We start from the raw sequence: 13,730 nt of genomic DNA on the forward strand, positions 1-13,730 counted from the left end.
CCATGCCGATCTCCAGCCTCGAACCCGCCATTCTCGTCCTTACTGCAGCCTCGACCCTGCTTCTGCTTGGGCTCGGCCTGCGCGGTACGGTGGGCGAGGCGAAACTGCGGCGCCGGCTGACCGGGATCTCCAGCCAGTCTGGCAGCGACGATGGCGGTGCCGTCGGCTGGTTGAAGCCGTTCGAACGTATCCTGGTCGGCGGCGGCAAGGATCGTGAGGAGATCCTGCAGTTCCTGCGAGCCGCTGGTTACTACGACCTACGCAGCCTGATCGTCTTCGCCGCATTGCGCTTCGCGGCGGCAATCGCCACCATCATTGCCGTCGCACTAGCAGTATGGCTGACGGGCCGCTGGTCCGGCGTGGCGCAGTTCTATCCGTTGGCCGCCGGCGGCGTCGTTTATGTCGGCGCCAAATTCGTGCTGCGATCACTGGCCTCCAGAAGACAGCGCCGGGTCGGCGCCGAGCTTCCTTTCGTCTTCGACGTCCTGCTGTTGATGTTGGAGAGCGGCGTCAGCCTCGACCAGTGCTTCCGGTCCCTGGCCCAGTCGGACGGGGGCGCCATGCCGCACATTCACCGGTCGGTACGGATCCTGGTCGACGACCTGCAGCGCGGCATGAGCTACGACCAAGCGCTGGACCGCTGGGCCGACCGGTTGGCCGTGACTGGCATCCGCGAGATGGCTTCGCTGTTCAAGCAGACCCTGCTTTACGGCACCGAGCTCGGGCCGGCGCTCAAGGACTTCGTGCGCGAATTCTCCGACCGGCGGGTCTCCACCGCCCGCGAGAGCATCGGCCGCAAGACCACGCAAATGACGATGGTCATGATCGTGTTCTTGATGCCGGCCCTGTTCATCGTGCTGACGGCGCCGGCGGTCGTTTCTTTCATCAAGACCTTGACCGAGGTGGGCCGATGACGCGGATGGCACTTCGTCTCTCGATGCTGGCGATGCTGCCGTGGCTGTCGGCCTGCTCCGGCCTGTTCGGCAGCGACAGCGCGCAGCGCCGCGAACCGTCGCCGGCCGACCAGTTGCCGCAGGCGCAACCGCTGAACGCCGAGAATTCGCGCGACCTCTATCTCGGCATCGTCGACAAGCTGCGGCAGGGGGGCAAGTCGCGCGCCGCGCTGGCCTATCTCGACGATTACGACAACCGACATCCGGGTGACCTCCGGGCGCAGGTGCTGCGAGCCGACGCCTTTCTCGACATCCAGGACTTTGACCGGGCCGAGGCGATCTATCGCGAACTGTTGACCGGCGACCAGGCGGCGGCGGCCTATGACGGCCTCGGCCGTGTCGCCGCCGGGCGCGGCGACTGGGCCAAGGCCAGGGCGCAGTTCCACGAGGCGGTGCGGCGCGAACCCATCAATGTCAAATACCTGAACGATCTCGGCTTTGCCGAGATGCGCGTTGCTTCCTACAACGAGGCGCTGTTCACGCTGCGCCAGGCCAATGAGCTGGCGCCAGACAACGCCCAGGTCCGCAACAACCTGATCCTCTGCCTCGATGTCGCCGGCCAGGGCGATACCGCGAAATCCATGATCGCCAGGATCGCCGACGCCAAGGAACGGCGTGCGGTCGAGCAGATGGTCAAGGCCGCCCGCGCCCAGATCCGGGCGCCGACCACCGCCGGCACCAACCCCGCGGCCGCGCCGCGGCGCCTGGCGCAGGCTTCGGAGACCCAGCCATGATCCGATCGGCCCCGACGAGAGCCCGCCTGTCGGCGCTGTGCGCTGCCCTCCTGCTGCTTCCGGCTGCCACGGCGGGGGCGCAGCAGGCGCTGGTGCCGGCCCGGCCGGCTGCGCAGCCCGACTGGTTCGAATCCAACCGCACCCTTCAGGTTCTCCGGGCGCAGCAGCAGCAGGGGCTTCGCCCGGCCGGCCAGGGCGGCCTTGCGGCCGGCGAGGCGGAGCAGATCTATCACAACTACATGCAGCAGATCGGCAAGCCGCTTCCGAGCGGGACCGGTCGATCTTATGGCGGGTCTGATCTCGGCTTCGGATCGGGCATGAACGAGTCATCCGGGGGAAGGCCATGAGGCCCAGCGTCCTGCGATCGTCCCTCGGCGACCGGGGCGCGATCGCGCCGTTCGCCGCCCTCATGCTGATGCCGCTGATCGGCGCGACAGCTCTGGCGACGGATGTCGGCCTCTGGTACGCCCAGCGCCGGCACTTGCAGGCGGCCGCCGACATGGCGGCGCTGTCGGCCGTGCAGAACCCGGCCGAGGCCTCGGCCATCGCTGGCGACCTGCTGCAGCGCAACGGTTTCGACACTGAGGCGCTGGAGTCCACAACTCTCGGCACCTACTGCCCGGACGTCGCCATTGCTCCCTCCGTCCGATTTGTGCCGGGCCTCGCTACCTGTCCGGACGGGACCAACCCGCCGGCGGCGAACGCGGTCATGGTATCGGCCAAGACGACCGTGCCGGGCTTTCTGTCCCGCGCCCTGCTGCAGGACGACGGCGGTGGGCAGATCGGCGGCACGCCGGGCTCGGATGATCCGAATCTCCACCGGGTCAGCGTCCAGGCCACCGCCGCGCGCATCGACGAAGCCGGATTCCAGGCCGGGACCGGCTTGGTCGAGGTCGATACGCAGAGAAGCGCGCTGCTCAACGCAGTGCTGGGCAATGTACTCGGCACTCAGATCCAGCTTACGGCAGTCCACTACCAGGGACTCCTGAACACCAATATCGACGCGCTGACCTTCCTCGATGCGCTCGCGGTCCGCGCCGATATCTCAGCAGGCACCTATGACGGGCTGCTGGACACGGATGTCGGCGTCGGCGTGCTGCTGCAGGCGGCGATCGATGCCTTGAACAAGGCCGGCAACATCGCCGGCATCGGCCTTCAAGCCATTGAAGGCTTGGTGGTGCTGCAGGGGCAGCTCGTCGGCAACCCCGACCTCAAGATCGGCGACCTGATCGATCTCGGAGTCTGGAAGAACCTCCCGATCGGCGGATCGACGACACCGACGGCGCTGGCCGCCGACCTGAACGTCTTCCAGCTCGTCACGTTGGCCGTCCAGGTGGCCAACAAGCACAACGCCGTCTACATCCCGGCGATCAATGTAGGGCTGCCTGGGATTGCCTCGCTGCAGATCACGGCGACGGTGATCGAGCCGCCGCAGTCGCCGCCCTTCGCTTTCGGGCCGGAAGGCATGCGGGTCCACACAGCACAGGTACGGCTGCAGCTCAAGCTGCAACTGCTGGACCTGTTCGGCCTTCTCGGCCAGGGCGTCCAACTGCCGCTCTACGTCGAAGCCGGCGAAGGCGATGCCGTGCTGAAGGACATCTCCTGCGGGATCGAACCGGCCAAGGACGCCACCGTCACCGTCGCCGCCAAGAGCGGCGTGGCCAAGGCCTATATCGGCACGCTGCCGCCCGGTCTGATGAAGAATTTCGACCATGAGGTCTCGGTCAACGACATCCAGCCAGCGCCGCTGGTCGATGTCAGCGTGCTGGGAATCATCGGTCTTGTGCGGATCAACGGCCGGGCGAAGGTCGAGCTCGGGAGCGGTTCATATCAGGATCTTGTCTTCGACCGGGAGGACATCGACAACCACGTGGCGCAGTCGGTCGCCAGCGCCGGCATGGTCGACAATCTTCTCGCCAGCCTGGGCGGCGTCGATCCGTCCACCGGAAAGGCCAACCTGCAGCTGAGCGCCTGCGTCGTCAGCCTCGGCGGCCTCTGCCTGATCCCGGTCGCCCCCGAGGCGCTCGGCAAGACGGTCGGCGCACTGCATCAGCTTCTCAATCCTGTGATCAATGGGCTCCTCGATCCGTTGGTCGACAACCTGCTCGCCGCCCTGGGCATCCGCCTGGGCGTCATGGATGTCGTCGTCACCGGCGTGCGCTGCGGCGTGCCCGTGCTGATCCGATGACGGGACACCGCCGGCGGCGCCGGGGCCGTCGATGGGGTGGAGTTGATCCCGGCTATTTCAGGAGGTCACATCATGTTGCGGAAGTTTTTCAACAAGGCTCGCAAGGTCGCTCAGGACGATCAGGGCATTACGGCCGTCGAGTACGCCGTCCTTGGCGCTCTGGTTGCCGTCGGGCTGGTTGCCGCTGTTCCCAGTCTGCTCGCCGCGTTTACTGCGGCATTCGCCAGAATCGCCTCTGCCATTAGTGGTACCCCTTGACGGGCATCGCATCGCGAAGCGAATTTTCCAACGAGTTCATGGATATAGCCATGATCTTTTCTGCACGACGTGCAACTCGAGTGGCGGGCCGGCAACGGCCCGTCGCCTTCTCCGACGAGAGCGGGCTGGCCGCGGTCGAATTCGCCCTGGTCGCCCCGGTCTTCATCATGCTGCTCTTCGGCATCGTCATCTTCGGCATCCATTTCGGCACCTGGCTCGCCGTCAATCAGGCCGCAGCAGAGGGCGCCCGCGCCTCCGTCGCCGGCATGGATCTGGATGAGCGCCGGGAGCTCGCGACCAGCACCGCCGAGGCCGTTCTCGCCGCCTATGGGCCGATCCTGGGCGACACCGGCTGGACGGTCGATGCCAAGGCCTCGGACTCCGACCCGCGCCTGTTCGAGGTGACGGTGACTTACGACCAGGCTGCGCGCAACGCGGCCTCTGGCCTTCAGGGCGACAGCGGGGACGATGACTCCTTGATCGTGCTGCCGCTCTCCAATCCGACGGCCACCGCGACCGTCGCCAATGGCGGATATTGATGGCCGGTCTCGATTTCATCTTCCTCGGCCTTCTGGTCCTGCTGCTGCTGCCGATCGTGCTGATCGATCTGCGCGAGAGCCGGATCCCCAATGTCTGCAACCTGGCGCTGGCCGCGGGCGGGTTGGCCCAGGCCCTGGTCCGCAGCCCGACGCTGCAGACGCTCGGCCTGTCGCTCGGCGTCGCCGTGCTCACCTTCCTGCTCCTCGCCGGCACCGCCTGGCTGATGCAGAAAATCGACCGGCATGCCCGCATCGGCTGGGGCGACCTGAAGTTCCTGACCGCCGCCAGCCTCTGGGTCGGGCTGCAGGGCAGCCTGATCGTGCTGATCGTCGCCAGCCTGGTGGCGCTGCTGGCCACCCTGGCCATGGCCCCCTGGCGCGGCGTCCGCTGGCGCGAGATGCGGCCCTTCGGCCCGGCGCTCGCGGTCGGCCTGCTCGCCGTCACTGTCACGGTCTTCATCCGCGGGGCGTGAGTCTTTGTTGATTTTAGCAGAAGAATTTTGTTAATTAAACCGAACCCCTTCATCTTACGCGACAATGGTGCTTAGCTGCTGCCATCCGTAGATGGGAGTCCATCATGAGCACCGATGTGAATCGCCGCATCCTGCTGGCCGCGCGGCCGGTGGGGGAGCCGAAGGACAGCGACTTCCGCCTGGTCGAGGAGGCGGTGCCGGCGCCCGGCCCGGGCCAGCTTCTGATCCGCACGCTGTGGCTGTCGCTCGACCCCTATATGCGCGGCCGGATGAGCGACGCGAAGTCCTATGCGGCGCCGGTCGAGATCGGCCAGGTCATGGTCGGCGGCGCGGTCGGCCGGATCGTCGCCTCGAACCACCCCGGCTTCGTCCCGGGCGACATCGTCGAAGGCCGCACCGGCTGGCAAGATTACGCGCTGTCCGACGGCACCGGCCTGCGCAAGGTCGATCCGTCGCTGGGGCCGATCTCGACCGCGGTCGGCGTGCTCGGCATGCCCGGGATGACGGCCTATACCGGCCTCCTCACCATCGGGCAGCCGAAGCCGGGCGAGACCGTCGTGGTCTCGGCCGCCTCGGGGGCGGTCGGCGCGGTGGTCGGGCAGATCGCGAAGATCAAGGGCGCCCGCGTCGTGGGCATCGCCGGCGGGGCGGAGAAGGGCGCCTATCTGACCGGCGAGCTCGGCTTCGACGCCGCGGTCGACCACCGGGCGCCGGATTTTGCCGAGCAGCTGCGCGCGGCCGTGCCGGACGGGATCGACGTCTATTTCGAGAATGTCGGCGGAGCGGTGTGGGAAACGGTGTGGCCGCTGCTGAATCCCTTCGCCCGGGTTCCGGTCTGCGGCCTGATCGCCCAGTACAACGCCACCGGCCTGCCGCCGGGGCCGAACCTGGTGCCGGCGGTGATGCGCGACGTGCTGTCGAAGCGGCTGACCCTGCGCGGCTTCATCGTCAGCGACTTCGCCGACCAGCACGCCGCCTTCCTGCGCGACGTCTCCGGCTGGATCCGCGAGGGGAAGCTCCGCTACCGCGAGGATGTGGCGGAGGGGCTGGAGAACGCGCCCCGGACCTTCCTGCGGCTGTTCCGGGGCGAGAATTTCGGCAAGCTCCTGGTCAAGGTGGCGGAGTAGCCGCCGGCGGGGTCACAGGAGCATCCGCCCGGCCATGGCCATGAGGCCGATGCGCGTGGTGGCGGCCTCGAAATCCGTCTCCAGCGGCAGGCCGAGGTCGCTGCGGGCGGAGTCGCTCAGCGTCTCCATCCGCAGCCGGGTCTGCCGCGCGGCCGGTCGTGCCGGTCCGCCGGCGACGCGGCGCCAGATCCGCTCCAGGAGGCTGGCGGGGCGCTGACGCAGCGGCAGGCGCAGGGCATGGGTGCTCATGACGATCTCCTTGAAGCCATCGCAATCGGACAGGCGGCCGCCTTCGGCACCGGCGGCGGGGCCGTGTCGATGCCGTAGCGGCCGATGATCACCGGGCCGGTGGCGTCGGACACCGTGACCACGGTCTCGGCCGCGGCGCCGGGCCGGGCCCGGTACATCACCACCTCCGTCAGCACGGCCATCGGATCCTCCATCTCCGGCCTCGGCGGTCCGAGGCGATGGTGGAAGACTACGCCACCCCTCCTGACATCATCCTGTCAGGAGAGATGCGCGGACCGATGCATTCCGGGTGATCGCGAGGCGGTCGCGAAGTGGAAGATGAGGCTGAACGCCGGCGTACACCATTCGACAATATCGAGGAGGGGCTGTACGTTTCCGTTCAGGATGCAGGAAGGCCGGCTATGACCGACTGGGACGATCTGCGGGTGATCCACGCGGTGGCCGAGACCGGCAGCCTGTCGGCGGCGGCGCGGCGCCTCGGCCTCAGCCAGCCGACCATCGGCCGCCGGGTCCAGGCGCTGGAGGAGCGGCTGGGATTGATCCTGTTCGAGCGCAGCGCCGATGGCTACCGCCCGACCGCGGCGGGGGAGGCGCTGCTGCCGTATCTGCGGGCCATGGCGGAATCGGCGGCGGCGCTGGAGCGCGAGGCGCGGATCCAGGCCGATCCCGGCACCGGGCTGGTGCGGGTCGCCGCCGGCGGCTGGGCCAGCCGCTTCCTGGCCGAAAGGCTGTCCCGGCTGCGCGAGGCGCTGCCCGGCATCGACCTCGCCGTGGATTTCGAACGGCAGCTGCCGAATCTGGGTGATGATTCGGTGCATCTCGGCGTCTATGCCTCCGTGCCGGAGCTGCCGGGCCTGCGGTCCCGTCTGGTCGCCCGGTCCGCCTACGCCATCTACGGCGCGCGGGCCTATGTCGACCGGCATCCGGAGGCCTGGTCCGAGGCGCGCTTCGCCGCCTGCGACTGGGTGATCTACGACAACGAGCGGGTGCGGGTCGGCAGCGACGTCGACGGCTATCCGCTCGACCGGCAGCTCGCATCGGCCGGAAACACCGGGATCCTGCGCCTGACCACCACCGACCTGATGCTGTCGGCGCTGCTGTCCGGCGCCGGGCTGGCGCTGATCCCCTGCTTCGTCGGCGACGCGCATCCGGACCTGGTGCGGGTGTCGCCGCCGGTGCCGGCGATGGAGCACCGCTACCGCCTGATCGTGCACCAGGATGTCGGCCGCTCGCCCCGAATCGCCCGGGCCAAGGAGGCGATCGCCGCCCTGTTCGCGGCCGAGCGCCGGCTGCTGGAAGGCGAGGCGGGGGCGGCGGACCGGACCGGCGCGCCGGTCCCGGCCTGATCTCAGCCGCGGCTGGCGATCAGCGCGGCCGACCCCGCCATCATCGCGGCGGCGGAGCGGTTGGCCAGGCGCAGCCGGCGCGGCGAGCGGAAGAAGCGGCGGGCGCGCGCGGCGCCCAGCACATAGGCCGACTGCACCAGCATGTCGATGCCGACCTGCACCGCGAACACCGCGGCGATGCCGGCCGCGTCCAGCGTCGTCAGGTCCAGCACCTGCGGCAGCACCGCGCCAAAGAACACCACCGCCTTGGGGTTGCCGAGGGTCAGCGCCGCCCCGCCCAGGATCCCGCCCGCCCGGCGCGGCGCCGCGTCGGGCTCGACCGCCGGCGCGCGCCACAGCTTCCATGCCAGGACGATCAGATAGGCGATGCCGGCCCATTTCACGGCGACGAAGACCGGTTCATAGGCCAGGGCCAGCGCCGACAGGCCGAACACCGCGGCGGCAAGCCACAGCGCGTTGCCCGCGACCATGCCGAGGACGAAGGGCAGGGCCTCGCCGGCGCCGCGCGACAGCACCCGGGCCACCAGCGCCGTCTGGGCCGGCCCGGGGACCAGGGCGGCGAGGGCGACGGGCACGGCGAAGAGGGCGAGCGCTGCGGGGGTGATCATGGTGGCGGCCTGCCGATGGAGTGGACGATTCAACATAGCGCGGCCGGCACCGCCGGGGGAGCGCGGCATCGCCCGGCTGCATGGCTGGCCGGCGTTCGCACGGCCCGCTTCCGCCGTCGCGCTCTGCTAGGCTGCCGCTCCGAGGGAGGAGAGGCGCCGCGATGTACCAGGTTCCGATCCGGCCGGGCGAAAGCTGGATGCGCGCCCGGGTCCGGCGACATGTCCATGAGCTGCTGCGGCTGGCGCTGCCGGTGATCGTCGCCCGCGCCGGGCTGATCCTGATGGCGCTGGTCGACACCCTGTTCGTCGGCCGCTACGGCAGCGCCGACCTGGCCCATCTGTCGATCGCCAACGCGCCGATCGGCGCCATGATCGGCACCTCCACCGGCCTCGTCATCGGCACGCTGGTGATGACCGCCAACGCCCTCGGCCGCGGCCGGCCCGGCGAATGCGGCGCGGTCTGGCATCGGGCGCTGATCTATGGCGGCGCCATCGGCCTGGTGCTGGCCGTGCTGTGCCATTTCATCGAACCGCTGCTGATCCTGTCCGGCCAGACGCCGGAGCTGTCGAAGGCCGGCGCGGACATCGCCATCGTGCTGGGCTGGGGCATGCCGGCGGCGGTGGTCTACACCGTCACCGCCTTCTTCCTGGAAGGGCTGAAGCGGCCGGTGCCGGGCATGATCGCGATGATCGCCGCCAACATCCTGAACGCGCTGGTCAACTGGCTCCTGGTGTTCGGCGTCGCCGGTCTGCCGGAGCTCGGGGCGCTGGGCGCGGCCTGGGCCAGCACCGCCTCGCGCGTGTTCCTGGCGGCCAGCCTGGTCGCCTATGTCTGGTGGATGCGCGACCGCGACGCCTACGGCATCCGCCGCTGGCGGGGCTGGCGCTGGCGCGACTGGTCGAAGCAGCGCCAGCTCGGCTACGGCGGCGGCCTCAGCATCTTCATCGAATCGGGCGCCTTCACCGCGCTGACCTTCTTCGCCGGGCTGCTCGGCACCCTGCCGCTCGCCGCCTATTCGATCGGCCTCAACCTGATCGCCCTGATCTTCATGGTGGCGCTCGGCCTCGCCTCCGCCACGGCGGTCCGGGTTGGCATCGCCCATGGCCGGCACGACCTCAAGGACATGGTGCTGGCCGGCTGGGTCGGGCTCGGCGTCAACAGCGTGGTCATGGTGCTGCTCGGGGCCGTGCTGTGGCTGTTCGCCCGGCCGATCGCCGAGGCCTACACCAGCGATCCGGCGCTGATCCCGCTGGTGGTGCCGGTGGTCCTGGTCTCGACCTTCATCCTGCTGGTCGATGGCGGCCAGGTGGTGGTGGCCAACGCGCTGCGCGGCCGCGGCGACGTGGTGGTGCCGACGCTGCTGCACACCATCTCCTACGTCCTGGTGATGACGCCGCTGGGCTGGCTCCTCGGCGTCCATCTCGGCCGCGGCGCGGTCGGGCTGTTCGAGGCGATCCTGATCGCCAGCGTGGTCTCGGTCGGCCTCCTGGCCGGCCGTTTCCACCTGCTGGCGCGCAGCGACGCCCGCGCCGCGACGGCGGGTGCCGCCGCCTGATTGTTCGCAGGTGCGGAAACGTGCTAGCGTCGCCGCGCCCGGCAGGCTGCCCGGGCACGTCCTTTTGCCAGCCCGGACAGCGCTTTGACCGAACGTTCGCCCACGCCGCCCCACTTCGACATCACCCCGGTGACGATCGAGGAGGAGATGCGGCGCTCTTACCTCGATTACGCCATGAGCGTGATCGTCTCCCGCGCCCTGCCGGATGTGCGCGACGGCCTCAAGCCGGTGCACCGCCGCATCCTCTTCGCGATGAAGGAGGGCGGCTACGATTCGACCAAGCCGTTCAAGAAGTCGGCCCGCGTCGTCGGCGACGTCATGGGTAAGTACCACCCCCATGGCGACACCGCGATCTACGACGCCATGGTGCGCATGGCGCAGGACTTCTCGATGCGGCTGCCGCTGATCCAGGGGCAGGGCAATTTCGGCTCGATGGACGGCGACCCGCCCGCGGCGATGCGCTACACCGAGGCGCGCCTGGCCAAGGCCGCCGAGGCGATGCTGGACGACATCGACAAGGACACGGTCGAGTTCCAGCCCAACTACGACGAGACCCAGTCCGAGCCGACGGTGCTGCCGTCGCGCTTCCCGAATCTCCTGGTCAACGGCGCCGGCGGCATCGCCGTCGGCATGGCCACCAACATCCCGCCGCACAATCTGGGCGAGGTGATCGACGCCTGCCTCGCCACCATCGAGAACCCCGGGATCACGATCGAGGAGCTGAACCAGATCGTGCCGGGGCCGGACTTCCCGACCGGCGCCCTGATCCTCGGCCGCTCCGGCATCCGCTCGGCCGTCGCCACCGGCCGCGGCAGCGTGGTGATGCGGGCCCGGTCGAACATCGAGGAGATCCGCAAGGACCGCGAAGCGATCATCTTCACCGAGATCCCGTATCAGGTGAACAAGTCGCGGCTGATGGAGCGCATCGCCGAGGTCGTCAACGACAAGACGGTCGAGGGCATCGCCGAGCTGCGTGACGAGAGCGACCGCGACGGCGTGCGCATCGTCGTCGAGCTGAAGCGTGACGCCAGCGCCGATGTGGTGCTGAACCAGCTGTACCGCTCGACTCCGCTGCAGACCTCCTTCGGCGTCAACATGCTGGCGCTGCACGGCGGCCGGCCCGAGCTGCTGAACCTGAAGCAGATCATCGACGCCTTCGTCGCCTTCCGCGAGGAGGTGATCACCCGGCGCACCCGCTACCTGCTGGGCCGCGCCCGCGAACGGGCCCATGTCCTGGTCGGCCTGGCCACCGCCGTCGTCAATATCGACGAGGTGATCGAGCTGATCCGCCGCGCGCCGGACCCGCAGACCGCGCGCGAGGAGCTGATGGCCAGGGCCTGGCCGGCCGGCGAGATCGCGCCGCTGATCGCGCTGGTCGACGAGCCCGGCCATCCGCTGGCCGAGGACGGCACCTACCGCCTGTCCGAGGTCCAGGCCCGCGCCATCCTCGACCTGCGCCTGCACCGCCTGACCGGCCTCGAGCGCGACAAGATCGGCGACGACCTGCGCGCCATCGTCGCCGAGATCCAGGAATACCTCGCGATCCTGTCGAGCCGCGAGAAGCTGCTGGAGATCATGCGCGGCGAGCTGGCCGAGATGAAGGAGCAGTTCGCCACCCCGCGCAAGACCGAGATTCTCGACCTCGAATTCGAGGCCGACATCGAGGACCTGATCCAGCGCGAGGACATGGTGGTCACCGTCTCCAACGGCGGCTACATCAAGCGCGTGCCGCTGTCGACCTACCGGGCGCAGCGCCGCGGCGGCAAGGGCCGCAGCGGCATGGCGACGAAGGAGGAGGATTTCGTCTCCGACCTGTTCGTCGCCAACACCCACACGCCGATGCTGTTCTTCTCCAGCCGCGGCATCGTCTACAAGCTGAAGGTCTACCGCCTGCCGATCGGCACGCCGCAGTCGCGCGGCAAGGCGATGGTCAACATGCTGCCGCTGCAGCAGGGCGAGACCATCTCCACCGTCATGCCGCTGCCGGAGGACGAGAGCACCTGGGACCAGCTCTACGTCATGTTCGCCACGGCCAGCGGCAATGTCCGCCGCAACAGCCTGGCCGATTTCACCAGCATCAATCGCAACGGCAAGATCGCGATGAAGCTGGACGAGGGCGACAGCCTGATCGGCGTCAAGGTCTGCCGCGACGACCAGGACGTGCTGCTGGCCACCCACATCGGCATGTGCATCCGCTTCCCGGTTACCGACGTCCGCGTCTTCAAGGGCCGCGATTCGACCGGCGTGCGCGGTATCCGGCTGGCCGACGGCGATACCGTGATCTCGATCTCGATCCTGCACCATCTCGACGCGACGCCGGACGAGCGCGCCAATTACCTGCGCATGGCCAATGCGCTGCGCCGGGCCGAGGGCGAGGAGACCGACGGCGAGGACAGCCAGGCGGTGGAGGAGCATGACCTCGACCCGGCCCGCTTCGCCGAGCTCGAGGCCGGCGAGGAGTTCATCCTGACGGTCAGCGAGGAAGGCTTCGGCAAGCTCAGCTCCGCCTATGGGTACCGGATCACCGGCCGGGGCGGGAAGGGCATCTGGACCATGGCGATGGGCGAGAAGAACACCGCCGTGGCCGCCAGCTTCCCGATCCTGCCGAGCCAGGAGATCATCCTGGTCACCGACGGCGGTCAGTTGATCCGCTGCCCGGTCTCGGACGTCCGGATCGCCGCCCGCAAGACCATGGGCGTGCGGCTGTTCAACGTCGCCGAGGGCGAGCATGTCGTCTCCGTCGCCGCGGTGCCGGAGGAGAACGGCACCAATGGCGAGGGCGACGAGGCGGCGGAGGACGAGACGTCCGGCGAGGCCGCGCCCGGGGACGATGCTGAGGGGCAACAGGACGGCGCCGCGTCGGGCGGCGACGGCGCATAAGGAAGGCCGCACGGATGTCCAAGCCGCGCATCGGGGTCTATCCCGGCACCTTCGATCCGATCACCAAAGGGCATATGGACATCATCCAGCGGGCGACGCGGATCGTCGACCATCTGGTCGTCGCCGTGGCCCGCAACGACGGCAAGGGCCCGCTGTTCTCGACCGACGAGCGGGTGGAGCTGGTGCGGGCCGACGTCGCGCCCCTGGTGGCCCAGGGGATCTCGATCGAGGTCCGCTCCTTCGACGTTCTGCTGATGCACTTCGCCGCCTCGGTCGGTGCCACCACGGTGGTGCGCGGCCTGCGTGCCGTCTCGGACTTCGAATACGAGTTCCAGATGGCCGGCATGAACGCCAAGATCAATCCGGTGATCGAGACGGTGTTCCTGATGGCGTCGGACCGCTACCAGTTCATCTCCTCCCGCTTCGTCAAGGAGATCGGCCGGCTCGGCGGCGACATCGCTCCTTTCGTCAGCCCGCTGGTGGCCAAGCGCCTGAACGAGCAGTTCGCCCGCAAAGGTCTGGTGTCGGATTAGGGTGGTTCTCGTGCCTCGCGAGTGTTGACCGTCGGACGGTGCCTCCCTAATGTGCGCCGCGCCCGCCCGGACACGCTTCGGGCCGGCAGTGTGAGCCGGTAGCTCAGTCGGTAGAGCAGAGGCCTTTTAAGCCCCTGGTCGTGGGTTCGAGTCCCACCCGGCTCACCATTCCCCGTGCTAAGCGATTGATTTAAAAGAGGGTTTGTAGATTTGGCCAATGAGGTTTGTAACTCCTTGCCCGCCAGATGCTCGGTCATTTTGATCACGGCGGCCTTCGCGAGGAGCT

The 13,730-nt window shown here is 68.8% G+C and carries 15 protein-coding genes and 1 tRNA gene; 13 read left to right on the forward strand and 3 right to left on the reverse strand.

The window, feature by feature from the left end; all coding sequences use genetic code 11:
• Positions 1–2: 2 nt before the first annotated feature.
• The 8 genes from LG391_RS18645 (at position 3) to LG391_RS18680 (ending at position 6,272) form a co-directional block, all read left to right on the forward strand.
• On the forward strand, positions 3–914 hold the full coding sequence (locus LG391_RS18645; RefSeq protein ID WP_225769538.1) for a type II secretion system F family protein: 912 nt from the start codon (positions 3–5) through the stop codon (positions 912–914).
• A gap of 5 nt (positions 915–919) precedes the next feature.
• Positions 920–1,687: a lipopolysaccharide assembly protein LapB gene (locus tag LG391_RS18650; RefSeq protein WP_225769539.1), complete on the forward strand. Its 768-nt coding sequence runs from the start codon at positions 920–922 to the stop codon at positions 1,685–1,687.
• Positions 1,684–2,034: a hypothetical protein gene (locus LG391_RS18655; protein WP_225769540.1), complete on the forward strand. Its 351-nt coding sequence runs from the start codon at positions 1,684–1,686 to the stop codon at positions 2,032–2,034. Before LG391_RS18650 ends, LG391_RS18655 begins: the two co-directional genes overlap by 4 nt.
• Positions 2,031–3,875, forward strand: coding sequence for a pilus assembly protein TadG-related protein (locus LG391_RS18660; RefSeq protein ID WP_225769541.1), 1,845 nt, complete (start codon positions 2,031–2,033; stop codon positions 3,873–3,875). Before LG391_RS18655 ends, LG391_RS18660 begins: the two co-directional genes overlap by 4 nt.
• Before the next feature lie 72 nt (positions 3,876–3,947).
• The gene (locus tag LG391_RS18665) at positions 3,948–4,133 is read left to right on the forward strand and encodes a Flp family type IVb pilin (protein ID WP_225769542.1); all 186 of its coding nucleotides are present in this window, start codon (positions 3,948–3,950) and stop codon (positions 4,131–4,133) included.
• A gap of 50 nt (positions 4,134–4,183) precedes the next feature.
• Complete coding sequence (locus LG391_RS18670) at positions 4,184–4,672, forward strand: TadE/TadG family type IV pilus assembly protein (RefSeq protein WP_225769543.1); 489 nt, start codon at positions 4,184–4,186, stop codon at positions 4,670–4,672.
• Positions 4,672–5,145 carry an A24 family peptidase gene (locus LG391_RS18675; RefSeq protein ID WP_051248762.1) on the forward strand — a complete coding sequence of 158 codons (474 nt, stop codon included), beginning with the start codon at positions 4,672–4,674 and terminating at the stop codon, positions 5,143–5,145. Before LG391_RS18670 ends, LG391_RS18675 begins: the two co-directional genes overlap by 1 nt.
• 104 nt (positions 5,146–5,249) lie before the next feature.
• Entirely contained in the window at positions 5,250–6,272 is a 1,023-nt protein-coding gene (locus LG391_RS18680; RefSeq protein ID WP_225769544.1) for an NADP-dependent oxidoreductase, read from the forward strand.
• A 12-nt stretch (positions 6,273–6,284) separates the two neighbouring features.
• On the opposite strand, the gene LG391_RS18685 is transcribed toward LG391_RS18680, so the two are convergent.
• Both LG391_RS18685 and LG391_RS18690 read right to left on the reverse strand, forming a co-directional pair.
• Positions 6,285–6,521, reverse strand: a complete 237-nt coding sequence (locus LG391_RS18685) for a hypothetical protein (RefSeq protein ID WP_225769545.1) — start codon at positions 6,519–6,521, stop codon at positions 6,285–6,287.
• On the reverse strand, positions 6,518–6,703 hold the full coding sequence (locus LG391_RS18690; protein ID WP_225769546.1) for a hypothetical protein: 186 nt from the start codon (positions 6,701–6,703) through the stop codon (positions 6,518–6,520). Before LG391_RS18690 ends, LG391_RS18685 begins: the two co-directional genes overlap by 4 nt.
• A gap of 219 nt (positions 6,704–6,922) precedes the next feature.
• Here LG391_RS18690 and LG391_RS18695 point away from each other — a divergent pair, with 219 nt between their 5' ends.
• A complete protein-coding gene (locus LG391_RS18695; protein WP_225769547.1) occupies positions 6,923–7,867 on the forward strand; it encodes a LysR family transcriptional regulator in 945 nt (314 codons plus the stop codon).
• A 2-nt stretch (positions 7,868–7,869) separates the two neighbouring features.
• Here LG391_RS18695 and LG391_RS18700 read toward each other — a convergent pair whose 3' ends face one another.
• Positions 7,870–8,475 (reverse strand): LysE family translocator, encoded by a 606-nt coding sequence (locus LG391_RS18700; RefSeq protein WP_225769548.1) that lies wholly within the window; start codon positions 8,473–8,475, stop codon positions 7,870–7,872.
• 161 nt (positions 8,476–8,636) lie between these two features.
• On the opposite strand from LG391_RS18700, the gene LG391_RS18705 reads away from it, so the two are divergent.
• The 4 genes from LG391_RS18705 (at position 8,637) to LG391_RS18720 (ending at position 13,612) form a co-directional block, all read left to right on the forward strand.
• Entirely contained in the window at positions 8,637–10,031 is a 1,395-nt protein-coding gene (locus tag LG391_RS18705; protein ID WP_225769549.1) for an MATE family efflux transporter, read from the forward strand.
• 84 nt (positions 10,032–10,115) lie between these two features.
• A complete protein-coding gene (gyrA, locus tag LG391_RS18710; RefSeq protein ID WP_225769550.1) occupies positions 10,116–12,911 on the forward strand; it encodes a DNA gyrase subunit A in 2,796 nt (931 codons plus the stop codon).
• A gap of 14 nt (positions 12,912–12,925) precedes the next feature.
• Positions 12,926–13,444, forward strand: coding sequence for a pantetheine-phosphate adenylyltransferase (gene coaD / locus LG391_RS18715; protein WP_225769551.1), 519 nt, complete (start codon positions 12,926–12,928; stop codon positions 13,442–13,444).
• A gap of 92 nt (positions 13,445–13,536) precedes the next feature.
• Positions 13,537–13,612 (forward strand) — tRNA-Lys (locus tag LG391_RS18720).
• Positions 13,613–13,730 lie beyond the last annotated feature (118 nt).

Origin of the sequence: Inquilinus sp. Marseille-Q2685 (genome assembly GCF_916619195.1) — a bacterium.
Taxonomy (GTDB): Bacteria; Pseudomonadota; Alphaproteobacteria; order DSM-16000; family Inquilinaceae; genus Inquilinus.

Excerpts from the sequence above, each read along its gene's own strand:
- LG391_RS18700 (WP_225769548.1), bottom strand. The coding sequence starts at position 8,475 with ATGATCACCCCCGCAGCGCTCGCCCTCTTCGCCGTGCCCGTCGCCCTC.
- LG391_RS18670 (WP_225769543.1), top strand. The coding sequence starts at position 4,184 with ATGATCTTTTCTGCACGACGTGCAACTCGAGTGGCGGGCCGGCAACGG.
- LG391_RS18665 (WP_225769542.1), top strand. The coding sequence starts at position 3,948 with ATGTTGCGGAAGTTTTTCAACAAGGCTCGCAAGGTCGCTCAGGACGAT.
- LG391_RS18695 (WP_225769547.1), top strand. The coding sequence starts at position 6,923 with ATGACCGACTGGGACGATCTGCGGGTGATCCACGCGGTGGCCGAGACC.
- LG391_RS18660 (WP_225769541.1), top strand. The coding sequence starts at position 2,031 with ATGAGGCCCAGCGTCCTGCGATCGTCCCTCGGCGACCGGGGCGCGATC.
- LG391_RS18705 (WP_225769549.1), top strand. The coding sequence starts at position 8,637 with ATGTACCAGGTTCCGATCCGGCCGGGCGAAAGCTGGATGCGCGCCCGG.
- LG391_RS18675 (WP_051248762.1), top strand. The coding sequence starts at position 4,672 with ATGGCCGGTCTCGATTTCATCTTCCTCGGCCTTCTGGTCCTGCTGCTG.
- LG391_RS18645 (WP_225769538.1), top strand. The coding sequence starts at position 3 with ATGCCGATCTCCAGCCTCGAACCCGCCATTCTCGTCCTTACTGCAGCC.
- coaD (WP_225769551.1), top strand. The coding sequence starts at position 12,926 with ATGTCCAAGCCGCGCATCGGGGTCTATCCCGGCACCTTCGATCCGATC.
- LG391_RS18690 (WP_225769546.1), bottom strand. The coding sequence starts at position 6,703 with ATGGCCGTGCTGACGGAGGTGGTGATGTACCGGGCCCGGCCCGGCGCC.
- LG391_RS18685 (WP_225769545.1), bottom strand. The coding sequence starts at position 6,521 with ATGAGCACCCATGCCCTGCGCCTGCCGCTGCGTCAGCGCCCCGCCAGC.
- LG391_RS18650 (WP_225769539.1), top strand. The coding sequence starts at position 920 with ATGGCACTTCGTCTCTCGATGCTGGCGATGCTGCCGTGGCTGTCGGCC.
- LG391_RS18680 (WP_225769544.1), top strand. The coding sequence starts at position 5,250 with ATGAGCACCGATGTGAATCGCCGCATCCTGCTGGCCGCGCGGCCGGTG.
- LG391_RS18655 (WP_225769540.1), top strand. The coding sequence starts at position 1,684 with ATGATCCGATCGGCCCCGACGAGAGCCCGCCTGTCGGCGCTGTGCGCT.